Source organism: Streptomyces pilosus, assembly GCF_014649835.1.
In the GTDB taxonomy this organism is placed as follows: domain Bacteria; phylum Actinomycetota; class Actinomycetes; order Streptomycetales; family Streptomycetaceae; genus Streptomyces; species Streptomyces pilosus.
On record NZ_BMTU01000002.1, the window covers coordinates 578,660 to 598,611 of the forward strand.

Below are 19,952 nucleotides of genomic sequence, written 5' to 3' on the forward strand. Positions count from 1 at the left end.
CGGCCGTGCGTTGGTCGTCTAAGGAAAGACGTCCCGCTTCCCGCGGGGAAATGCAGGTGCAAGGCCTGCCCGACGCTCCACTCCGGGCCCTGCCCGGTCTCAGGGACCGGCGGGGAGCCGGCGCTTGTGGTCGGTGAGGCGGTAGCGCTCGACGATGGTGTCGAAGGCCTGCCGGTCCACGGGCTTGCCCTCGAGGAAGTCGTCGATGGCGTCGTAGGTGACTCCGAGCGCGTCCTCGTCGGCCTTGCCGGCGTCGAGGCTTTCCAGGTCGGCGGTGGGGATCTTGCGCACCAGGCCGCTGGGGGCGCCGAGGGCGTCCCCGAGGGCGCGTACCCGGCGTTTGGTCAGGCCGGTCAGCGGGACCAGGTCGGCGGCGCCGTCCCCGAACTTGGTGAAGAAACCGGTGACCGCCTCGGCGGCCTGATCCGTGCCGACCACCAGCCCGTCGTGCGCGCCGGCCACCGCGTACTGGGCGATCATGCGTTGGCGTGCCTTGATGTTGCCGTGCACGAAGTCCTGGTGGCGGGCGTCGCGGAAGGTCACTCCGGCGGCCAGCAGGTCCTCCAGCGCCGCGTCGCCGGCGGGCTTGATGTCCACGGTCAGGACGCGGTCGGGCCGGATGAAGGACAGGGCCAGCTGGGCGTCCCCCTCGTCGGCCTGGATTCCGTAGGGCAGACGCATGGCGTAGAACCGTGCCTCGTGTCCGGCGGCGCGCGCCCGTTCCACGGCGAGCTGGCACAACCGGCCGGCGACGGTGGAGTCCACGCCACCGCTGATGCCGAGCACCAGGGCGCGCAGGCCGGTCGACGTGAGCCGCTCGGTGAGGAAGGCCACCCGGCGCTCGATCTCCTGTTCGGCATCGAAGGTCTGGTCGACACCCAGTTCCCGGGCGATCTCCTGTTGCAGGGCGATGGCCGACTCGCTCAAGTCCGCTGCTCCTTGTTCTGGGTCCCGATGTGCTGACCGGATTCGCCTACCCGGGAGCCGCCCGGTGAATCCGCAGGGGAGTGACGGTACTCGCGACCCGCCGGCCGCGGACGCGGCACGCCGGCCGGGTGGCGCCGTCGGACCGCCGGGCCGCGGTGTCTCCTCACCGCGCCCCCGCGCCCCCGCTCCGACCAGGTAAGAAGGACAACCCAGGTGATGCCGCCCGATCCCGGGGAAAAAGATGCGGCACCTGATGGGAGGTCCCTGTGAAGGGTGGAGATGTGGAGCTGGGCGAGTTGCTGGCCGCTGCGGAGGCGGCACCGCCCGGAGAGTCCGTGGGTGTGGTGGCGCACGATCTGCAGAAGCGCTTCGGTGCGGCGCGCGTGTCGTTCCTGTTCGTCGACCTCGTCGGCCAGCGGCTGGTTCGGCTGAACGCGCCCGGCGCCGACGTCGCGGAGCCCGACGAGCCGGTGGACCTGCAGGGCAGTGTGTACGACCGTGTGCTGCAGAGCCAGCGTCAGCTGGTGGAGCCGGACGGCCAGGGGGGACGGCGCGTCATCACACCGGTGACCAACCGGGGCGACTGCATCGGAGTGCTGGAGGTGAGCCTGCAGTCCGCCGACGACACGGTGCTCCGGCAGGTCCGCGACGCCGCGCACGCGCTGGCCTACATCATCGTCACGGACCGCCGTTTCACCGACCTCTACCACCTGGGCCGGCGCACCACCGAGACCAGTCTGGCCGCGGAGATCCAGCACCAGCTGCTTCCCTCGGCCCCCTGCTGCGAGGCGGCCCAGTTCACTCTCGCCGCCGGGCTCGTCCCGGCGGACGACATCGGCGGCGACACCTACGACTACACCCTCGACCGGGACACCCTGCACCTGTCCGTCACGGACGCCATGGGCCACGACACGAACTCCGCCCTGCTGGCCACCCTGCTGGTCGGCGCACTGCGACGGGCCCGCCGCAGCGGATGTGACGCCCTCCTGCAGGCCGAGCACGCGCACCAGGCCCTGCTGCGCCACAGCCGCGGCCTGGCCACCGGCCAGTTGCTCTGTGTCGACCTGGAGACGGGCCTGTGCGAACTGGTCAACGCCGGCCATCCCCGTCCCCTGCTGCTGCGCGACGGCACCGTCGAGGAGGTCACGCTCTCCGTCAACCTGCCGTTCGGGGTGGTGGCGCCGACCCCCTACCGCCTGCAGGAGCTGCAACTGCGGCCCGGGGACCGCCTGGTCCTGCTCACCGACGGCATGCAGGAGCGCGGTGCCGCGGCCGTCGACCTGCCCGCCCTCGTCCGTGACACCCGCCGGCAGCACCCGCGGGAGGCGGTCCGCGGTCTGACCGCCGCGGTGCTCAAGGCCTGCCACGGCAACCTGAGGGACGACGCCACGGTCCTGATCCTCGACTGGTACGGAGAACGCCGAAGACCTGCGGAGCGCTGACGGACCGGCGGCGGCGACCGGCGACCGGCACCCGGGACGCGGGTGCGCGGACGGCGGACCGCCGAGCCCCGGCCCGCGGGACCGGGTCAGCCCGAGCCCGCCGGGACCCGCGCCCGCCTGACGGCGACCGGTGCTCCCGCGTCCGACGTGGTGACGGCGGCCTTCCACCGGCTCGGCACCACCTGCCGCAGCGGCGCGGCCTCGCCCCGGGCCCGCTCCCCGTCCCACGGATCCGTATCACGGTGCCCGGTGGTCCCCGTGGCCGAGGCGTCCACGGTGGGGGGCGCGAAGAGATCCTGAGCCCCGATCAGGCCGAGCAGTCGCTCGACCGCGGGGCTGCTCGCGCGGAGGGTGACGGTCCTGCCCAGGCCCAGGGCCCGCTGCCGCGCGTCGAGCAGCACGCTCAGCCCGGAGCAGTCGCAGAAGGAGACCCCGCTCAGGTCCAGGTCGACGCCGGTGCCCGAGCTGCGCAGCGCCTCGTGGAGCTCGTAGCGGAGGTGCTGGGCTTCGAAGTCCAGCTCGCCCCGCACCGTCACACGCACCCGGTCCCCGTCCGGCATGACGTCGACCGTCGCCAGGCACGGCGGCAGGGCCGGCCGCGCACCGGTGCGCCGAGCACGGTCCCCGTTCTCCCCGCCGCGTGACCGTGCGGAGGGCGCAGGCCCCGGCCGAGTCACCCTCGACCCCTCAGGACGGCCCGTCTCCATTCCAGATCGCCTCCCCGCACCCGACACCGACTGATGCAGGAACTGTAGTACGTGTTTTTGATTGCATGAACAGTGGGTCGGTAAAGTCGGAGCATGGATGGAGTGCCCGAGCCACACACCGGATGGACGTTCCTGACCAACCACGCCCGTGTGTTGGCAGTCATCGCCGACAACCAGAGTGCCCGCATCCGCGAGATCGCCGCCCACTGCCGGCTCACCGAACGCGCGGTGCAGAAGATCATCTCCGACCTGGAGCGGGACGGATACCTGTCCCACACCCGTGAAGGCCGAACCAACACGTACCAGATCAAACCCGGCAAAGTGCTGCGTCACCCCGCGGAGGCAGGACTGACCGTCGCCTCGCTGCTGTCCTGGCTCGTCGCGGACGAGACCGACCGCGCCAGGGAGCTGAGCGACCAGCTCCCGCAGGAGCACGGACCCGGCCAGGGCGGACCGCCCGCCACGGCGACGTCCGACCGTACGCCCTGAACACCAACTCCCGCATGGCCCCCATCGCTTGGTCCGCCCGACCAGGGGTAGTCGATAGATCCTCGACGACTGGACGGGCGGAGCCCGAGGGGAGACACACCATGGAAGTGAGCCGGACGCAGCAGGGCGGGGAGCTCGGTGATCTTGAACCCGGCACGCGGCAGCGCGCCGCGTTGCGCGCACGCGTGATCGACATTTCCTCGCTGGCGCTGTGCGTGGTGCTGGCGCTGTGGGCGGTGTGGAGCATCGTGGGACTGGCGCGCGGCGCGACCGGATGGGCGTACAGCGCCGTGGCCTGCACCCTGCTCGCCGTCGCCGTGACCGCCCGGACCGTGGGCATCCGGCGCCGCAGCCTCCGGCCCACCCGCTGAGGCCCGTCCGGCTGATCATGCCGGGGACGCGGGGCCTGGACAGGCCTCGGGGCGACCGCCGGAACGCCTCACCGCCTTCCCGGGGGCGCCCCCTCGGGCATGAGCGCCCGGCTACGGGTTAGACGAAGCGTAGGACAGGGCGGTTGTTCACACGAAGTGGCGCTGCGCCGACGGTGGTCGGGGGTCTGGGCCTCTTCCGGGAACACACGAGTTGGGGAAGGGGTTCGGCACATGACGGTGGTCGCGCAGCAAGGAGGTGGGGGAGGTTCCAGCGGCCTGTACGACGTGCTGGAACTGATCCTCGACCGAGGACTGGTGATCGACGCCTTCGTACGGGTCTCCCTGGTCGGCATCGAGATACTCAAGATCGACGTCCGGATCGTGGTGGCCAGCGTCGACACGTACCTGCGTTTCGCGGAGGCGTGCAACCGTCTCGACCTGGAGGCCGGACCGCGCAAACCGGCCGGGCTGACCGAACTCCCCTCCAAGCTCAAGGAGTCCGGGGCGCAGGGCATGACCAAGGGAGTCCTCTCCGGGGCCGCGCAGACGATCTCGGACGCCTTCCAGCAGGCCCGCGGTGAATCGAGGCAGAAGGGCGGTCCCCGCGGCGGCTGAGGAGCCGGAACCCACCGGCCCGCACTCGGGGGCGGCGCGACCGTCACGGTCGCGCCGCCCCCGAGTGCGGTGAGAGCAGGCTGCGGCCTACTCGAGGGTGACCGCGTACAGCTGCACCCGGGGATCGTCCCGCAACCCGACGGAGCGAACCGTCTTCGACGGGTCGAGCGCAGCCGACGCGCCGAACAGTCGCACCGGCGGGCCGTCCACACCGTGGCCCCGCTTGATCCGGTGCGGCATCTCCAGCGCCACCGAACCGCCCTCGGGCGCCGCTCCCGCCCAGTCGCCCACCGTGACCGGCACCTCCGCGGCGGTTCCGTCGGTGTAGCGGACGGTGAGCGAGGTCGTCACCGGGCCGTGGTGGGCCGCGGCGACCAGGCGCAGCGAGCCGTACGATCCGGCCGGGAGCAGGACGGCCTGACCTCGGGCCTCGACGAAGTTCGCGGCCGTCCCGGACGGATCGGGAGCGTGATGGGTGACGCCGTCCCAGACCACCGGACCCGCCGCGGGCAGCAGATCACCGTCGTAACTCCACCCCGCCCCGTCGAAGTCGCCCTCGCCCGAGGCGGCGACGGTCGCCGTGCCGTCGTGGTTCCTCTCCCTGCCGAGGTCCACGGCACACTGCTCGCCGGTGTCCACCGCGCAGCGGGCCGCGGCACGCACCTCGACGGTCGCGACGCGTTCCACGCTCTTCACACCCTTCGCGGCCGCCGTCACCCGCACGGTGTACGAGCCCGGCGCGGTTCCGGCCGGCACGGTCACGTCCACCGCCGTGGTCCGCTGGACGGGAAGCCGGTGGGACGCGAGCGAGAAGGGGCGGGGCTTCTGCACCGTCCAGCCGCCGGGAGCCTTCGCGTCCACATCCACCCGCAGGGTGCCGGGCGACTGGCCCAGCACGTCCAGCTCCAGCCGGACCCGCTGCGCGCTGTCCGCCGTCGGCAGGACCTCGGAGCCGGTGCGCAGCGACGCGTCGAGCCGTCGGCGGGCGTCGGCTGCCGCGTCGTTCACGGACGGCGGCTGCGCGCCCCTGCCCGTACCCCATGCCGACGGCTCGCCGGTCATGTCGAAGGCGAGGCTGCCACCCCTGGCGACCGCGTCCCAGCCCAGCCAGGTGGCGCGCAGCTCTCTGCCGTCGAACTCCGCCTGCCGCACGTAGCGCCGGGCGTCGCTGGTGCCCGGTGCCCTGACGGTCAGGGTCCCGCCCTGCCGGTCGCCGTACGCGCCGATGCGGATGACCGCCGACGGGAACTGGGGGCTGGACAGGGCGAGGAAGTCGCCACCGTTCGTCGTCGGGTACAGGCCGAGGGACGAGAAGACGTACCAGGCCGACATGGTGCCCAGGTCGTCGTTGCCGGTCATGCCGTCGGGCCCGTCGGTGAAGAGCGTCATCGCGGCGCGGACCACGGTCGCGGTCTTGGCGGGCGCGCCGGCCCACAAGTACATGTACGGGGCGTGCAGATCGGGCTCGTTGTTCGGGTTGTAGGTCGGCTTCCCGTAGTAGTCGTACGGTGCGGAGATCCAGTCCTCGCGCGCGGTGCCGGCCGGATCCTCGAGCAGTTCGTCGTAGGCGAAGAAGGCGTCGAGCCGCTTCTCCGTCTCCCGTTCGCCGCCCATCAGGGACACCAGCCCCGCCGGGTCCTGCGGCACCAGCCACTGGTATTGGTACGCGCCCCCCTCGTGGAACTGGTGGCCCGCCTCCGCGGGGTCGTACGGCGTCAGCCAGGTGCCGTCGGTCGTGCGCGGCCGGAACTGCCCGAGGGAGGAATCCCACAGGTTGCGGTACCACTGGCCGCGTGCCGCGAACACCCGGGCGTCCGCGGTGTGCCCCAGCCCTTCGGCCATCAGGGCCAGCGAGGCGTCCGCCGCCGCGTACTCCAGGGTGGCCGAGGCGGGGTGGCGGCAGTCGTTGTCGCCCCCCTTGTCAGGGCAGTCCCTGCCCGGTTCCAGCCCACTGGGGATGTAGCCGCGCTCCTGGTAGGCGGCAATGCCCGCACGGCCGTTGTACGGGGAACCGTCGGGCGGCGCGCCGAGGGCGTTCTTCCTGAGCAGCGCGTACGCCTCCCGCTCGTGACCCGCGAGCAGGCCCTTGGACCACGCCTCGACGAGGAAGGGGGTCACCGGGTCGCCGGTCATGATGTTGGTCTCGCTGTTGGCGAGCGACCAGCGCGGCAGCCAGCCGCCGTCCCGGCCGATCGCGACGACCGACAGCGCGACATCGCGGGCCACCTTCGGCTGCAGCATCTGCAGCAGTTGGTTCTGCGGCCGGTGCGTGTCCCACAGCGACAGGTTCTGGTAGGGCGTGAACCCGGACGCCGTGTGCGTCTTCCCGTCGAAGCCCGCGTACCGGCCGTCGACGTCCCCGGCGAGATTCGGGTGCAACTGCGCGTGGTAGAGCGCGGTGTAGAAGGCGCGCTGCCGCTCCGGGGGACCGCCACCGATCCTGACGGCGGCGAGCTGCCGCTCCCAAGTGGCCTGAAGCGCCGCGCGGGTGGCGTCGAAGTCGTAGGAGTCGTCCGTCTCCGCCGCGAGGTTCTTCCGCGCGCCCTCGATGCCCGTGTAGGACAGCCCCACCTTGACGACGACGTCACGGTCGGCTGCGGCGTCGAAGGTCACCCACGCGCCGTTCCCGCCCTCACCGGCCGCGTCCCGCCCGCCGGGGGCCGGCGTGCTGCCCCGCCAGGTGCCGTGCGAGGTGAACGGCCTGTCGAAGGTCGCCGTGAAGTGGACGGTGTGCCGGTCCTTGCCCGCGCAGAAGTTGCCCGCCTCGACCCGGCCCTCGACCGTCCGGTCGCCGACGACGTGCACCTCCGAGTCGTACACCTTCTGGTTGGCCTTGCCGGTGTTGAACAGGACGTTGGCGCGGTCGGTAGAGGGGAAGGTGTAGCGCTGCCAGCCCGTGCGGGGTGTGGCGGTGAGCTCGGCGTCGATGCCGTACGTCTTCAACCCGACCCGGTAATAGCCGGGTTCGGCGTCCTCGTCGTCGTGCGAGTAGGCCGACCGGTAGGCGTCCGGGTCGACGCTGTCGACCGCTCCGGTCGTCGGCATCAGCGGAAGCTCGCCCATGACGGAGCAGCCGACGCCGGAAAGGTGGGTCTGGCTGAAGCCGTGGATCCTGTCCTGCTGGTAGTCGTAGCCGCCCTGGCCGCCGGTGTCCGGGCTGACCTGGACCATGCCGAAGGGCGCACTCGCGCCGGGAAAGGTGTTCCCGAAGTTCTGCGTGCCGATGAACGGGTTGACCAGGGACGTGAGTCGAGGGGCGGCCGAGGGAACCTGGGCGGCGGCCGGCGCCGGGCCGAGGCCGCCGCCGGCGACGACCAGAGCGGCGAGGACGGTCGACGCGCGGGCGCGCCATCGACGGAAGGGTCTGGGCATCGAAGGGGTCTCCTGTTCCACCCTGGCTGGATGGAAGCGGACTAGATCACGCGCCTGACATCGTTGTCAACACTTTCGACGCCCTCCCCGAGAGGTCACGGACCTGGCCGCTGGAGGCCTGCGGCGCCCGGAAGTTGGCCGTTTTCCGAGCTGACCGTCCGGGGCCGGGGCGCACACAATGGCAGGCGCATGCCCCAAGGAGGCCGCCGTGAGTCCCCAGCGTTCCGAGACCCACCCGCGCGTCGCCGTCCGGGTCACAGTCGTCCTGGTCCTGCTGCTCGGCTGGTGCGCCGCCCTCGCCCCGGCCGCTCGCGCGGGGGAGGAAGCGGGGCGGCAGGCGTCCGTCGCGGTGCGCGGGGGCGACACCCTCTACAGCGCCACCACCCGCTGCACCGTGGGCTTCAACGCCCGCTCCGGCACGGTGGTGTACGCGCTTCTCCCGGGCCGGTGCGCCCAGGGAGCCCGTACCTGGTACGCCGACGCCGCCCTGACCGTCCCGGTCGGCGTCACCGGGGGAGTGAGTTTCCCGGGCAACGACTACGCGAGCATCCGGTACACCAACACGGCGGTCGCCCACCCGGGCGAGATCTCCCTGGGCGCCGGCACCGGTGTCCGCGACATCACGGGAGCGGCGCATCCGGTCGTCGGCCAGTCGATCTGCCATGCCGGCCGGGTCTCCGGACACCGCTGCGGGACCGTCCAGGCCGTGAACGTCACCGTCAACTACGGCGGGGGAGTCGTCCACGGCCTGTTCCGCTCCACCATCTGTTCCGAGCCCGGTGACGCCGGCGGCCCGGCCTTCTCCGGCAGTACCGCTCTGGGCATCATCGTCGGAAGCGGCGGGAACTGCGCCTCGGGGGGCCACACCTACTACCAGCCGGTCACCGAGTGGCTGGCGGCCTACGGTCTGAGCGTCTACTGAGCTGCCCGGGTGTCCTGGGGTGCGCCGGGCCGTGCTCGTGCCTCGTGCTCGCGCACGGCGATGCGGGCGAGCTTGGTGAGCATCATGCCGTTGCGGACGGACACCGCGTAGTCCACCGGGAGCCCGTGCATCCTGGTTCCGGGGCCCCGCAGGGGGTGCCAGTCGAGGAGGAACAAGGTGTGCTCGCCCCACGGGACGAGCTTCATGGCGATACGGGCCGCGCCGAACGGATCCGCCTTCGCTTCCAGCTCGAGACGCCGCCCGGGTTCGCAGATGCGCACGACGCAGGTGTCGTCGACGGTCAGCGGGCCGAGGCCCACGCGCACCCGGAGCCGTGCGCCCACCGCGGGCCAGTGCGGGTCCGCGGTGAGGATCCGCCGGGTGCCGGTCACCCACTCCTGGTACCGGTGGCCGTCGGACAGCAGGGCCCACACCTCGGGGGGTGAGCTGAGGATCAGACGACGGTTCCGGGCCACGGTCACCACGCTTCCCGATCGGCACCTGCGGACCGCCCCGGGCCCGGGCGGTCCACGACGACCGGGCCGGCCGCGGCCCGGTCCCTCCAGACTGGCGTGGGTCCCGGCCGGGGGACCAGCCGGACGGGGCCGTACGAGCGGCGCCTTCGCCGAGGGCGCCGGCCCGCGGTGCCGTTTCCTCCCCGGCGGGGCATCCCGCGGTCATGTCAGGGTGAGCCCATGGGCAGCACGACGGACGAGGACGTTCTCGACGCCGTGGGACCACGGCTGCGTGCCCTGCGCCGTGAGCGCGGGTGAGCGCGACCTGACGTCGTCACCCGGTGAGGCGGCCGAGTTCGACACGTCGGTTGCCGCACTGGGTCGGCAGCTCGGACGGCGGGGTGGTGGAACCGCTCGTGCTGTTCGGACTCCAAGGGGTGCGCGCGCATGTGCGCACGGACCCGCGCCGGGCCTCGCGGTGGGCCGTTTCCTGAGACACGGTCAGGGAATCCGCGTGTCATGGTTGATGACGCGATGACGCTGGCCTCGTCCGACGGCGGCAGTCCTGCCCTCGTCCCCATCATGTCCGTCCTCATGATCATGGGTCTGGTGCAAGTCGTGCGTCCCCAGCTGATCTGGCGGCTGAACAGCCGGCTCCAGCGCGGCTGGGTGAAGAACCCGGAAGCCACCGAACCCACCCGCAGGGGATACACGATGCAGCGGGTGAGCGGCGTGCTCTTCCTGGCCGTCGCCACGTGGATTCTCGTCCGGAATCTCTGACGGCGAGGGTGCCGCCTCCGCCGGCACCCGGGGCGCCCCTCGCGCCGTCCGGCGGGAACCCCCGACGGCCGACTGCCGACAAGATGACAGAGGGAGAAAGGGTCACGCACATGCCGCGCCGCTCCGACCGTCGGGTCCCGCCGTCGTGGACCGCCCCGGGCAATCGATGGGGTCCGTGGATCTACTGGCCCATGCTGGGCGCCGCCGTGGGCCTGCTGGTGTGGCGGGTGGCCGACGGCGCGTCCACGGGCGGCGTCCTGGTGCCGGCCGCCCTGGTCCTCGTCTGGGTGTGCCTGCTGGTCGCCAACCGGAGCGCGCGACGGCGACACACCGGGACCCGCACACCTCCACGCTGACGCGGCCCCCTGGCCGGCGGCACGGCGACGGAACCCCGGCGTGCCGCCGGCCGGCCGCCCCGCTGTTTCCCTGCGTGTGCGGACGGTCCGCGTAGGATCACCGCCCGAGGGGTGATGGCATGATCATGAGAAACGTCCGGTGGTGCGCGGCGGCCGCCGCGGTACTGCTCCTGACCGGTTGCGGCGGCGACGCCGGCGACGACACCGGGAAGGGCGAGGCGGTGGCGCTCACGAAGCAACAGGTGAGGGAGACGCTGCCGGACGGTGAGGCCATGGCGGGCTGGAAGGAGACCGCCCGGCCCACAGCCGTCGAGGTGGACGACCTCTACCGTCGGCAGGCCTGCCCCGTCGAGGGCAACGCGGGCTGCGAGAACTCCCGCTTCTACGGCGCCTCGACCTTCCGGCACGCCGACGACGCCTCCCACGTCACCTTCCTGGTCCTCGCCTACGACAGCGAACAGGCCGCCCGGGACGCCTACGACGTGCTCTGGGACGGCCACTACGCCAAGAAGGCGGGGCCCGGGGCGAAGACGTTCGGACTCGGCCCGATCGGCGACCAGCGCGATGCCCGCTTCGGCACCTCCGGCTTCCGTGGCGAGCCCGGCGCGGTGACGCAGACCCGGGTCGGCACGACCCTGCTGTGGAGCGAGGCGGCTTCGGCGGACAAGGGCGGCATCGACGAGGACCGTGTCCGGGCGCTCGCCACGGTGCTCGCGGAGCGGGCCCGGCAGGCCCAGAACGGGGACTCGCCCTCGGCCGCCCTCGACGGCTGACCGGGGGACAGCCGCACCGGAACGCTCAGGGGGGCGGGGGATAGGTCAAGGAGCCGTCGTCGACCCGCGCGTGCGGGGACAGGGTGGCCGGCTTGACCGACGTGCTCGACATGATGTGCGCGACCTCGACCCCGCGGACGATCAGCGCATCCGTGATCAGCCGTCGATGGCACCGCCACGGCACCGCCTCACTGCACATGATGGCGGGCCGTTCGTGCCGAGCCAGGTCCCGGAGTTCGGCCAGCCCCGTCCCGAACTCCTCGGTGGCCATGTAGTCGGCGTAGTCACGGAAGGCCTTGACCTGCCATGCTCCGTTGACGCTCGGAACACCCTTGGGGGTGTGGCGGCGTCCTCCCAGCTCACGGATCCAGCGGTACCCGATGTCGGAGGGCAGGGCGTCGACGACGGCCGACCGGTTCCACTGCGGGTGCTTCCTGGACGACGGGAACGACCGGACGTCGACCAGGCAGGTGACCCCGTTCGCGCGCAGCATGCCGAGCACCTCGTCGAAGCCGCGTGTCGAGTGGCCGATCGTGAAGACGCGGTCCGTCATGGCGCTCCCGCGGAACTCGGCGCGACGCGACACCCGTACCCGTCACCGCTGCCGCTCACAGCTTCGTCAGTGCTCCCCCCTTGTGCATCGCCACGTGGTCCGTCCTGTCGCTCTTGATCTCGTACTGGGGATCCTCGGCCGAGCAGCGCCGGGTGTGCCCCTTGTACCGCACGTCGCGCGTGTGCTTCGCGACGATCACACCCTCGACGTGTCCGGCCTCGGAGTTCCAGCGCACATGGTCCCCGACGGCGAACTGCTCCGGCATGCGGTTCCTCCCGCTCTCCCGTCCGGCCGCGCCCCCACCGGGACGCACCACCGCGATCGTGTCGTGCCGGGTATCCCCGGCCGCGATCCCCAACCACCGGCGGCGCCCTCTAGTCATCTATCTGACTAGTCATTTTCATGACTATGATGGTGGCCGGCAGGGCAGGCCGCGCACCGAGGAGGAAGTCCCATGGCACTACGGCACGCCGTACTGGCGGCGCTGCTGGACGGTGAACTCAGCGGGTACCAGCTGGCCAAGGCCTTCGACGTCGGTGTGGCCAACTTCTGGTACGCCCAGCCGCAACAGCTCTACGCCGAACTGACCCGGCTGGAGAGGGAAGGACTGATCGCGGGCCGGGAGGTGGTGCAGGAAAGCCGTCCGAACAAACGGCTGTTCCAGGTGACCGACGCCGGGCTCGCGGAGCTGGAGACCTTCACCGCAGCCGCCACCAAGCCGTCCTTCGTCCGCGACGACCTGCTGGTCAAGGTCCAGGCAGCCGACCGGGTCGACACGGCCGCGCTCCTCACCGAGCTCACCGAACGCGCCCAGATGGCCCAGGCCAAGATCGACCTCTTCCGCTCACTGCTGCGCCGCCTGCGCGGCGACCGTACGGAGGAGGAGTTCCTGCGCCACGGCGACCGTGTCGGCCCCTACCTGACCTGCCTGCGCGGCGTGGCCTTCGAGCAGGAGAACCGCGACTGGTGCGTACGCACGATCGCCGTCCTGGAGGAGAGGCGGCAGCTCCATGCCCGGCACTGACGCCGCGTACCTGCGCTACGTCGCCCTGGGGGACAGTCAGACCGAGGGCCTCGGTGACGGCGACGACATCACCGGCGTGCGGGGCTTCGCCGACCGCCTCGCCGAACACCTCGCACGACACGAACCCTCCCTCCAGTACGCCAACCTGGCCGTGCGGGGCCGGCTCGCCGGTCAGATTCACGCCGAACAGCTGACGCCCGCCCTCGCCCTGCGACCCGACCTGGCCACCGTGGTCGCCGGCGTCAACGACCTGCTGCGACCCCGATTCGACGCGGACGAGGTCGCCGCCCACCTGGAGGCCATGTTCGCCGCGCTCACCGCCCAGGGCGCCCACGTGGCCACGATCACCATCCCGGACCCCGCCCGTATCAGCCCCCTCGCACGCCCCCTGGTCCCGCGTGTCACGGCGCTGAACGAGCGCATCCGCGAGGCCGCCCGCCGCCACGGGGTCACCGTCGCCGAGACGGCGCTCCACCCGGTGGCGGGCGACGTCCGCCTGTGGAGTTCCGACCGCCTCCACGCGGGCCCGCTCGGCCACCAGCGGATCGCCGCCGCCCTCGCCCATGCCCTCCGCCTGCCCGGCAGCGACGACACCTGGACCCACCCCCTGCCCCCGGCCCCCACGATCACCGGCCGGCTCCTCGTCGCGGGCGAACTCCGCTGGGCCGCGGGCTTCCTGGGCCCCTGGCTCGTCCGGCGCCTGACGGGCCGTTCCTCGGGAGACGGGCGCACCGCCAAGCGTCCCGCGCTCCTCCCCGTCCGGACGGACGACAGCCCCTCGCCGAAGGCCGACGCGCACTGACCGCGCGTACGACCGGACACGGGAACGCACACGACCCGCGACCTGACGCCCCCGGCGCCGTGGCCACCGGCCACGTGTCCGGCGACGGCAGAGCGGGCGGCGCGTCCTCCGCTCGCTGTCCCCGCGCATCGCCCTGGGAACTGCTCTCCTGGCGAACCCCTCAGTCCGTCGGCTGCCTATGCTGTGACGATGACTGCCCAGTCTCCGGAACCCTCGCCGCGCCCCGCACCCCCGGGAGCGCTCCGTGCCTCCCACGACGACCGGGAAGCGGTGGTGGAGCGGCTGCGCGACGCGGCGGCCGAGGGCCGCATCGACTTCGAGGAGCTGGACGCGCGCCTGGAGCAGGCACTGAAGGCCAGGACCCACGCCGAGTTGACCCCCCTGACCGCCGACCTGCCGGAAGTGCCAGGACCCGGGAGCCGGCCGCCTCTCCTGCTCAAAGGCGGCTTGTACGGCACGTCCAGAGGCCCCGGGCGCTGGGACGTCCCCGGGCACGTGATCGCTCACGGAGGCGTGGGGGGTGTGAGACTCGACTTCACCCGGGCCGAGTGCCGCCTCGAGGAGATCCTGGTGGAGGCGCACGGGGAGACCGCCGGTGTCACCGTCGTCATCCCCGACGGCTGGACGGCGGACACCAGCGGCATGGACCCGGGCTTCGGCGGCCTGACCGACAAGACCACTCCCGACCGGCTTCCCGGGACTCCGTTGATCCGGCTCACCGGCTCCGGTGGCATGGCGGGAGTGGTCATCCGCCACCCCAACCGCCGGGAGCGACGCAAGCTGCAGGCCAACCCGGCGCAGGGATAGGACGCTGCCCGACCGAGCCGGTGCGGGAGTGGGCACAGCCGACCGCTACGCCCTCCGCACCCGCGCTGTGTCCGGCAGGTGCACGTGTTCCCCCCGGAACCGTGCCCGGAGTGCGCGGTCGTGAGTGACCAGCACGATCGCCCCCGGGAATGCGGGCAGCGCCCGCTCCAGCTCTTCGACCAGCGCCGGTGACAGGTGGTTCGTCGGCTCGTCGAGCAGCAGGAGGTCCGCGGGCTCCGAGACCAGTCGTGCCAGGTCCGTGCGACGGCGTTGCCCGTACGACAACTCGCTCATGCGCAGGCCCAGTTCGGCCGGGCGGAAGAGGCCGAGGGACAACAGGGCATCCGCGTGCTCGCCGGCGGAGCCCACGCGGCCCAGTCCGAACGCCTCCGCCACCGTCAGGTCCGGCGGCCACGGTGTCCCGTCCTGCCGCAGATGGCCCACCCGGCCCGGCACCCGCACCGAGCCCTCGTCGGGCCGCAGTTCACCGGCGAGCAGCTTCAGCAGCGTCGTCTTGCCGGCGCCGTTGGGACCGGTGACGAGCAGCCGGCCGTTGCGGCCGAGGGTGAGGGCACCCAGGTGCAGGCGGTCGCCCACGCGTACGTCCGCCAGCCGCACGGCGGGGGCCTCCGCGGAAGCCCCGGTGTTCTCCACGACAGCCGTTGCGGTCTCGATGCGCGCCGCGAAGGCCAGCGGATCCGGCGGGGGTGTCACCGGGTTCGTGGTCAGTCGCTCGACCCGCTCGCGGGCGTTGCGGATGCGGGCCATCGCGCCGTGCGCCCGGCCGCGCGCCCGGAAGCCGCCGTGACCGAAGTTGGCCGGCGACGCCTTGCGCGGGATGGCGTCGAGGCGGACCGCGTGGCCCGCCGCCAGCCGCTCGTTGCGTGCCATCTCCGACTGCCAGTCCTCGTATTCCCGCAGCCGGCGCCGGCGCTCCGCCGCCTTCGCCATGCGGTAGCCGTGATAGCCGTCGCCGTAGCGGGTGACCTTCCCCGCCTCGGCCTCCAAGACCGTGGTGGTCAGCCGTTCCAGGAAAACGCGGTCGTGGGTGACGGCGAGCACCGTGCCGCGGTGCGCGCGCAGTTGTGCCTCCAGCCACTCCACGGCCTGATCGTCCAGGTCGTTCGTCGGCTCGTCCAGGAGCAGCAGTTCCGGGCGGCCGGCGAGGACCCCCGCCAGGGCGAGGCGGGAGCGTTCGCCGCCGGAAAGGGTGCCGAGCCGGCGCTCGCGGGGGAGAGCGGGCAGGCCGAGGTGGTGCAGCGCGACGTCCACCCGGTGGTCGGCGTCGTAACCGCCGCGGGCCTCGTAGCGCCCGAGGAGATCGGCGTACGCGGCGAGCGCCGCCGGGTCCTCGCCGTCACCGAGCGCCTGCTCGGCCCGGCCCACCTCCGCCTCCAGGGCACGCAGGTCCGCGAGGGCCAGGTCCACCGCGTTCTGCACGGTGGCGGTCGGGGGCAGCGGGATGGCCTGCGGCAGATAGCCGATGCCGTCCGCTGCGGCCACGGTCACCTCGCCGCTGTCGGGACGCTCCACGCCTGCCACGAGCTTGAGAAGGGTGGACTTGCCGGCGCCGTTGTCACCGATCAGCCCTGCCTTCTCGCCCGGCTTCAGCGTGAGGGAGACCTGGTCGAGGACGGTTCGGCCGGGGTAGCGCTTGGTGACGTGGCTGAGGGTGAGTTGTGAGGTGTGCACGTGGGGTCCCTCCTGGTCGCGCGGGTCTTCGGCCCGCACGGGAACGGGGGTGGTCGGCTGCACGGCGAGGCGCGGCGAAGGCGGAGCGGTGCTCTACGCGTTCGGCGCCGGTGATCTCACAGGGAACCCATACGGAGGACGTTACGACACCACGTACGGTTTGACAAGACGATACGTCTCGCCTCGCGTGTCGGACCGCCGTGAGGAGTGGGTGCCCGCCCCTTCGTCTAGACCTATTTTGTCTAGACCTCTTGCCCTGTCCGGGATGCCCGGGCTACGTTTCCCGCTGTTCGGAGCACTGCACGTTTCCTTCAACTCCCTTGATAGCAAGGCTGGAAGGAGCATGTCCGCATGCAGGACCGGAGTCTGTCCCGACGAACCGTCCTCGCCTCCGCGACCGTGGCCGCTGCGAGCGCGGTGGGCGTCGTGGGCGTGGCGGCCACCCCGGCGGCAGCGCGCCAGCGCGACCGCCACCTCAAGAAGATCATCTCGAGGATGAGCGTCGAGGCGAAGATCGGCCAGCTCTTCGTGCCGTATTTCTACGGTGCGTCCGCGACTTCTCCCAGCCAGTTCGACCAGGAGCGCAACCTCAGGGAACTCGGCGTCCGCACCGTGGCGGAGCTCATCGCCAAGTACCACGTCGGCGGCGTCATCTACTTCTTCGGCTGGACCAACAACATCCGCGACCCCCGCCAGATAGCGGACTTGACCAACGGGGTGCAACGGGCCTCGATGTCCCTGCCCGTTCCCGTCCCGTCCCTCATCTCCATCGACCAGGAGCACGGGGTCAACGTCCGCATCGGCAGCGGCGCCACCCAGCTGCCGGGTGCGATGGCGCTCGGCGCGGGCCGCTCACTCTCCGACGCCCGCACCGCCGGACGGATATCGGGTACCGAACTCGCCGCCCTGGGCATCCACCAGAACTTCGCCCCGGTCGCCGACGTCAACGTCAATCCGGCCAACCCCATCATCAACGTCCGCTCCTTCGGCGCCGACGCCCGCGAGGTCGGTCGCATGGTGGCGGCGCAGGTGACGGGTTATCAGCAGGCCGGCGTCGTCGCCTGCGCCAAGCACTTCCCGGGTCACGGGGACACCGCGCAGGACAGCCACACCGGACTGCCCGTGATCACCCACACGCGCGAGGAGTGGGACCGTATCGACGCCCCGCCCTTCAAGGCCGCGATCGCCGCCGGCGTCGACTCGATCATGACCGCCCACCTCCAGGTGCCCGCGCTCGATCCCAGCAACGAACCGGCCACCCTGTCGCCCGCCATCCTCCAGGGCGTCCTGCGCGGCGAGCTCGGCTTCGACGGCGTCATCGTCACCGACGCCCTCAACATGGCCGGCGTGCGCACCAAGTACGGCGACGACCGCGTGCCCGTCCTCGCCCTCAAGGCCGGCGCCGACCAGTTGCTGTTCCCGCCGGACATCGACGTCGCCTACAACGGTGTCCTGACGGCCGTCCGCAGCGGGGAGATCACCGAGGACCGGCTCGACGAGTCCGTCCTGCGCATCCTGCGCGTCAAGGACAAGGCCGGCTTGTTCGACGGCAGTCCGTACGTCTCCCCGAAGGAGGTCGACCGGGTCGTCGGCGCCCGCGCGCACCAGCGCGCCGCCGCGCGGATCGCCGACCGCACCACCACCCTGCTGGTCAACAGCAACGGGGCGCTCCCGCTCCGCCGCGGACAGAGGAAGCTGCTCGTCGTCGGCGCCAGTCCGGCCTTCCCGACGGACGACACCCGCACCTCCGTACCCGAGCTGGCCAAGGCCTTCGGCGAACTGGGATACCACACCACCCACCTCGCCACCGGCCGGGCACCCGACGCGGCGAAGATCGACGAGGCCGTGGCCGCCGCCCGGGGACGGGACGCGGTGGTGGTCACCACGGACAACGTCGGCCCCACCAGCACCCAGCGCACCCTGGTCTCGCGGCTGCTCGCGACGGGGGTCCCCGTCGTCCACCTCGCCGTGCGCAACCCCTACGACATCGCCCACCTCGGCGACGTCCCCGCCTCGCTGGTCTCCTACTGCTGGACCGAGGTCGAACTGCGCGCCGCCGCGCGGGTGATCACCGGCCGGGTCGATCCGCGCGGCAGGCTCCCGGTGCCCGTCCAGCGGGCCGACGACCCGACCCGGGTCCTCTTCCGCTCCGGGCACGGCCTGTCGTACGACGACTGACCCGCATGTCCCCGCACCCCGGTGAGGGGAACCACCGGAGCGGAAAACCGTGCCGCTGAACGGTGGGTACCGGGGTACACGGGGCGGCATGGCATCGAAGACTGAACGCGTCATGTCCCTGCGGGCCGTGCGGCAGCTGAGCCGGGTCCGCGCCTTCTACCTGGGAGGCGCCGTGCTCTGGGCGGCGCTGACCGCCTGGACGGGCTGGCAACTGCCCGGAAGCCGGCAGATGTGGGTGTCCGCCCTCCTCCTGGCCGTCTTCACCAGCCTCCTGCTCATGTCGTCCGTGTGGCTGCAACGTCTCCGGGCCGCCGTCTCGCACGAACCCGCGCACCATGCCGCACCGCGGAAGACGGTCGGCACCCGCCGCGCACACGCCTGAACACCTGCCGGCCTCTTCGGTACCGCCCCGCCCTCCCCGGACAGGCCGGGCGGTACCGAAGAGGCCGTCGTACGTCTACGGAGGCGATGACCGGGCATACGGGCTTCACCCCCTTGAGAGGAGCTCATTCCATGCTCGGCATAGTCGCTGCGGTGCTGTTCTTCGTGTCGTTCCTGATCAACGCGGCCGACATCAGCACCAACGATGTGTTCTCTTCGACGAACGTGATGCTGCTGGGGCTCATGGCTCTCGCCCTGCACGTGGCCGGAATCGGCAGCGGCGTGTCCCGCAGACGCTGATCCCACGTCCCTCGCGGGTCCGGTGACGCCCCGTCACCGGCCCGCGAAGGCATGTTCCCGCCGTAACCGGTGCCGTGCGCGCCGCACATCGGCCCGGGCGAGCCCCACCGCGCACGACGCAGCGCACCGGAACGGCGCGACTCCGCCGCCGCTACCCGCTCAGTCCCGGCCGCAGCGGTCGAGAGCGGTACGGACCCGGTGGAGCCCTTCCACTCTCCAGCGCTCCCGATCAGGCATGTGGTCGTCCCGGCGCCAGCGCCAGGCGGAGAACAACGCCCAGTTCAGGGCACGGCACCGGTCCATCAGGTCCTGGTCGGCTCCCGCGTAGTGCCGGCCCACTTCCTCGGGCGCATGGGCGAGGTCGAACTCGACGGGCCCACGGCAGCAGGTGGCGAGGTCCACGAAGAGCGGCCCTCCGCTCGTGTTCAGGAGATTGCCCGGATGCGGCTCCCCGTGCAACAGCTGATCGCACGCGTGCTCCGCGCTGATCGAGGCGCTCAGCCCGCTGAGTGTCCCACTGAGGAACACCCGGTCGGGTTCGGACAACTCGGGGGAGCGCTCAGGGTCGTTCACCTCTCTCAGTGCCGAGGCGACGCGATCGGTGAAGTGCGGTGCGTCCACCTCGATCCGGCGCAGGGCCGCGTGGTGCCGCAGGAACACGTCCGCGTAGTCGGCCGGCGCGACCTCCGCACCCACCGGTTCGTAGTAGGTCCACAGCGAGACGGCGAAGCCGTCCCGTACCCGGACCCGGGGCTCGACCCGGGGATCGAGCCCGGCCACCGGGGCGCCGACCCCGGAGAGACGGCGAGCGACCTCCACCTCGAACTCGGAGTCGGCCAGATGCCCCGGCGGCGCGACCCGGGCCAGGACATCGCAGGGCATCAGACGCAGCGCGACACGGTCCGAGTCGTGGATGATGATCGCCTCATCGACCTGGAGGCCCGCCTCCGACACGGCCGCCCGCCCCGCCTCGATCGCCCGTCCGAGCTCCAACGGCTCCATGCCG

22 protein-coding genes and 1 pseudogene are annotated in these 19,952 nt (G+C 72.0%); 15 read left to right on the top strand and 8 right to left on the bottom strand.

Annotation, left to right across the window (positions count from 1 at the left end):
• Nucleotides 1–99: 99 nt before the first annotated feature.
• Complete coding sequence (gene nadE / locus IE118_RS07590) at nt 100–927, bottom strand: NAD(+) synthase (protein ID WP_306430386.1); 828 nt, start codon at nt 925–927, stop codon at nt 100–102.
• Between the two features lie 266 nt (nt 928–1,193).
• On the opposite strand from nadE, the gene IE118_RS07595 reads away from it, so the two are divergent.
• Nucleotides 1,194–2,369: a PP2C family protein-serine/threonine phosphatase gene (locus tag IE118_RS07595; protein WP_189556702.1), complete on the top strand. Its 1,176-nt coding sequence runs from the start codon at nt 1,194–1,196 to the stop codon at nt 2,367–2,369.
• 86 nt (nt 2,370–2,455) lie between these two features.
• Here the strand turns inward: IE118_RS07595 and IE118_RS07600 are convergent, their stop codons facing one another.
• Nucleotides 2,456–2,929, bottom strand: a complete 474-nt coding sequence (locus tag IE118_RS07600; RefSeq protein ID WP_229846697.1) for an STAS domain-containing protein — start codon at nt 2,927–2,929, stop codon at nt 2,456–2,458.
• A gap of 240 nt (nt 2,930–3,169) precedes the next feature.
• On the opposite strand from IE118_RS07600, the gene IE118_RS07605 reads away from it, so the two are divergent.
• From IE118_RS07605 to IE118_RS07615, 3 genes are all read left to right on the top strand, one after another.
• Nucleotides 3,170–3,565: a helix-turn-helix transcriptional regulator gene (locus tag IE118_RS07605; RefSeq protein WP_189556707.1), complete on the top strand. Its 396-nt coding sequence runs from the start codon at nt 3,170–3,172 to the stop codon at nt 3,563–3,565.
• A gap of 101 nt (nt 3,566–3,666) precedes the next feature.
• Nucleotides 3,667–3,936 carry a hypothetical protein gene (locus IE118_RS07610; protein WP_189556709.1) on the top strand — a complete coding sequence of 90 codons (270 nt, stop codon included), beginning with the start codon at nt 3,667–3,669 and terminating at the stop codon, nt 3,934–3,936.
• A 231-nt stretch (nt 3,937–4,167) separates the two neighbouring features.
• Complete coding sequence (locus IE118_RS07615) at nt 4,168–4,551, top strand: gas vesicle structural protein GvpA (protein WP_189556711.1); 384 nt, start codon at nt 4,168–4,170, stop codon at nt 4,549–4,551.
• An 87-nt stretch (nt 4,552–4,638) separates the two neighbouring features.
• On the opposite strand, the gene IE118_RS07620 is transcribed toward IE118_RS07615, so the two are convergent.
• Nucleotides 4,639–7,923, bottom strand: a complete 3,285-nt coding sequence (locus IE118_RS07620) for a GH92 family glycosyl hydrolase (protein ID WP_189556713.1) — start codon at nt 7,921–7,923, stop codon at nt 4,639–4,641.
• A gap of 208 nt (nt 7,924–8,131) precedes the next feature.
• Here IE118_RS07620 and IE118_RS07625 point away from each other — a divergent pair, with 208 nt between their 5' ends.
• Entirely contained in the window at nt 8,132–8,845 is a 714-nt protein-coding gene (locus IE118_RS07625) for a S1 family peptidase (protein WP_189556715.1), read from the top strand.
• On the opposite strand, the gene IE118_RS07630 is transcribed toward IE118_RS07625, so the two are convergent.
• Nucleotides 8,839–9,321 (bottom strand): SRPBCC family protein, encoded by a 483-nt coding sequence (locus IE118_RS07630; RefSeq protein WP_189556717.1) that lies wholly within the window; start codon nt 9,319–9,321, stop codon nt 8,839–8,841. The genes IE118_RS07625 and IE118_RS07630 overlap by 7 nt on opposite strands.
• 292 nt (nt 9,322–9,613) lie before the next feature.
• On the opposite strand from IE118_RS07630, the pseudogene IE118_RS33965 reads away from it, so the two are divergent.
• The 4 genes and pseudogenes from IE118_RS33965 to IE118_RS07645 form a co-directional block, all read left to right on the top strand.
• Nucleotides 9,614–9,794 (top strand): annotated as a pseudogene (locus IE118_RS33965) (XRE family transcriptional regulator); the annotation flags it as partial.
• Nucleotides 9,795–9,819: 25 nt separating this feature from the next.
• Nucleotides 9,820–10,080: a DUF6199 family natural product biosynthesis protein gene (locus IE118_RS07635; RefSeq protein ID WP_229846698.1), complete on the top strand. Its 261-nt coding sequence runs from the start codon at nt 9,820–9,822 to the stop codon at nt 10,078–10,080.
• Nucleotides 10,081–10,190: 110 nt separating this feature from the next.
• Nucleotides 10,191–10,436: a hypothetical protein gene (locus IE118_RS07640; protein ID WP_189556719.1), complete on the top strand. Its 246-nt coding sequence runs from the start codon at nt 10,191–10,193 to the stop codon at nt 10,434–10,436.
• 119 nt (nt 10,437–10,555) lie between these two features.
• The gene (locus IE118_RS07645) at nt 10,556–11,209 is read left to right on the top strand and encodes a hypothetical protein (RefSeq protein ID WP_189556721.1); all 654 of its coding nucleotides are present in this window, start codon (nt 10,556–10,558) and stop codon (nt 11,207–11,209) included.
• Between the two features lie 25 nt (nt 11,210–11,234).
• On the opposite strand, the gene IE118_RS07650 is transcribed toward IE118_RS07645, so the two are convergent.
• Both IE118_RS07650 and IE118_RS07655 read right to left on the bottom strand, forming a co-directional pair.
• Nucleotides 11,235–11,762, bottom strand: a complete 528-nt coding sequence (locus IE118_RS07650) for a DUF488 domain-containing protein (RefSeq protein WP_189556723.1) — start codon at nt 11,760–11,762, stop codon at nt 11,235–11,237.
• A 55-nt stretch (nt 11,763–11,817) separates the two neighbouring features.
• Nucleotides 11,818–12,027, bottom strand: coding sequence for a hypervirulence associated TUDOR domain-containing protein (locus IE118_RS07655; RefSeq protein ID WP_189556725.1), 210 nt, complete (start codon nt 12,025–12,027; stop codon nt 11,818–11,820).
• Between the two features lie 189 nt (nt 12,028–12,216).
• Here IE118_RS07655 and IE118_RS07660 point away from each other — a divergent pair, with 189 nt between their 5' ends.
• From IE118_RS07660 to IE118_RS07670, 3 genes are all read left to right on the top strand, one after another.
• On the top strand, nt 12,217–12,786 hold the full coding sequence (locus IE118_RS07660; RefSeq protein WP_189556727.1) for a PadR family transcriptional regulator: 570 nt from the start codon (nt 12,217–12,219) through the stop codon (nt 12,784–12,786).
• Nucleotides 12,773–13,588 carry an SGNH/GDSL hydrolase family protein gene (locus IE118_RS07665; protein WP_189556729.1) on the top strand — a complete coding sequence of 272 codons (816 nt, stop codon included), beginning with the start codon at nt 12,773–12,775 and terminating at the stop codon, nt 13,586–13,588. Before IE118_RS07660 ends, IE118_RS07665 begins: the two co-directional genes overlap by 14 nt.
• 189 nt (nt 13,589–13,777) lie before the next feature.
• Nucleotides 13,778–14,395, top strand: coding sequence for a DUF1707 SHOCT-like domain-containing protein (locus IE118_RS07670; protein WP_189556731.1), 618 nt, complete (start codon nt 13,778–13,780; stop codon nt 14,393–14,395).
• A gap of 45 nt (nt 14,396–14,440) precedes the next feature.
• On the opposite strand, the gene IE118_RS07675 is transcribed toward IE118_RS07670, so the two are convergent.
• Entirely contained in the window at nt 14,441–16,087 is a 1,647-nt protein-coding gene (locus IE118_RS07675) for a TlrC/CarA/OleB/SrmB family ABC-F type ribosomal protection protein (RefSeq protein WP_189556733.1), read from the bottom strand.
• A 351-nt stretch (nt 16,088–16,438) separates the two neighbouring features.
• Here IE118_RS07675 and IE118_RS07680 point away from each other — a divergent pair, with 351 nt between their 5' ends.
• From IE118_RS07680 to IE118_RS07690, 3 genes are all read left to right on the top strand, one after another.
• Nucleotides 16,439–18,265 carry a glycoside hydrolase family 3 protein gene (locus IE118_RS07680; protein ID WP_189556735.1) on the top strand — a complete coding sequence of 609 codons (1,827 nt, stop codon included), beginning with the start codon at nt 16,439–16,441 and terminating at the stop codon, nt 18,263–18,265.
• Nucleotides 18,266–18,353: 88 nt separating this feature from the next.
• Nucleotides 18,354–18,647, top strand: coding sequence for a hypothetical protein (locus IE118_RS07685; RefSeq protein ID WP_189556737.1), 294 nt, complete (start codon nt 18,354–18,356; stop codon nt 18,645–18,647).
• Between the two features lie 131 nt (nt 18,648–18,778).
• Complete coding sequence (locus IE118_RS07690) at nt 18,779–18,946, top strand: hypothetical protein (RefSeq protein WP_189556739.1); 168 nt, start codon at nt 18,779–18,781, stop codon at nt 18,944–18,946.
• Nucleotides 18,947–19,105: 159 nt separating this feature from the next.
• Here IE118_RS07690 and IE118_RS07695 read toward each other — a convergent pair whose 3' ends face one another.
• The gene (locus IE118_RS07695) at nt 19,106–19,948 is read right to left on the bottom strand and encodes a phosphotransferase (protein ID WP_189556740.1); all 843 of its coding nucleotides are present in this window, start codon (nt 19,946–19,948) and stop codon (nt 19,106–19,108) included.
• Nucleotides 19,949–19,952 lie beyond the last annotated feature (4 nt).

Coding starts and splice junctions, on each gene's coding strand:
- IE118_RS07665 (WP_189556729.1), top strand. CDS start 12,773: ATGCCCGGCACTGACGCCGCGTACCTGCGCTACGTCGCCCTGGGGGAC.
- IE118_RS07640 (WP_189556719.1), top strand. CDS start 10,191: ATGCCGCGCCGCTCCGACCGTCGGGTCCCGCCGTCGTGGACCGCCCCG.
- IE118_RS07600 (WP_229846697.1), bottom strand. CDS start 2,929: ATGCCGGACGGGGACCGGGTGCGTGTGACGGTGCGGGGCGAGCTGGAC.
- IE118_RS07610 (WP_189556709.1), top strand. CDS start 3,667: ATGGAAGTGAGCCGGACGCAGCAGGGCGGGGAGCTCGGTGATCTTGAA.
- IE118_RS07660 (WP_189556727.1), top strand. CDS start 12,217: ATGGCACTACGGCACGCCGTACTGGCGGCGCTGCTGGACGGTGAACTC.
- IE118_RS07670 (WP_189556731.1), top strand. CDS start 13,778: ATGACTGCCCAGTCTCCGGAACCCTCGCCGCGCCCCGCACCCCCGGGA.
- IE118_RS07645 (WP_189556721.1), top strand. CDS start 10,556: ATGATCATGAGAAACGTCCGGTGGTGCGCGGCGGCCGCCGCGGTACTG.
- IE118_RS07690 (WP_189556739.1), top strand. CDS start 18,779: ATGCTCGGCATAGTCGCTGCGGTGCTGTTCTTCGTGTCGTTCCTGATC.
- IE118_RS07695 (WP_189556740.1), bottom strand. CDS start 19,948: ATGGAGCCGTTGGAGCTCGGACGGGCGATCGAGGCGGGGCGGGCGGCC.
- IE118_RS07615 (WP_189556711.1), top strand. CDS start 4,168: ATGACGGTGGTCGCGCAGCAAGGAGGTGGGGGAGGTTCCAGCGGCCTG.
- IE118_RS07605 (WP_189556707.1), top strand. CDS start 3,170: ATGGATGGAGTGCCCGAGCCACACACCGGATGGACGTTCCTGACCAAC.
- IE118_RS07635 (WP_229846698.1), top strand. CDS start 9,820: ATGGTTGATGACGCGATGACGCTGGCCTCGTCCGACGGCGGCAGTCCT.
- IE118_RS07650 (WP_189556723.1), bottom strand. CDS start 11,762: ATGACGGACCGCGTCTTCACGATCGGCCACTCGACACGCGGCTTCGAC.
- IE118_RS07655 (WP_189556725.1), bottom strand. CDS start 12,027: ATGCCGGAGCAGTTCGCCGTCGGGGACCATGTGCGCTGGAACTCCGAG.
- IE118_RS07685 (WP_189556737.1), top strand. CDS start 18,354: ATGGCATCGAAGACTGAACGCGTCATGTCCCTGCGGGCCGTGCGGCAG.
- IE118_RS07680 (WP_189556735.1), top strand. CDS start 16,439: ATGCAGGACCGGAGTCTGTCCCGACGAACCGTCCTCGCCTCCGCGACC.
- IE118_RS07620 (WP_189556713.1), bottom strand. CDS start 7,923: ATGCCCAGACCCTTCCGTCGATGGCGCGCCCGCGCGTCGACCGTCCTC.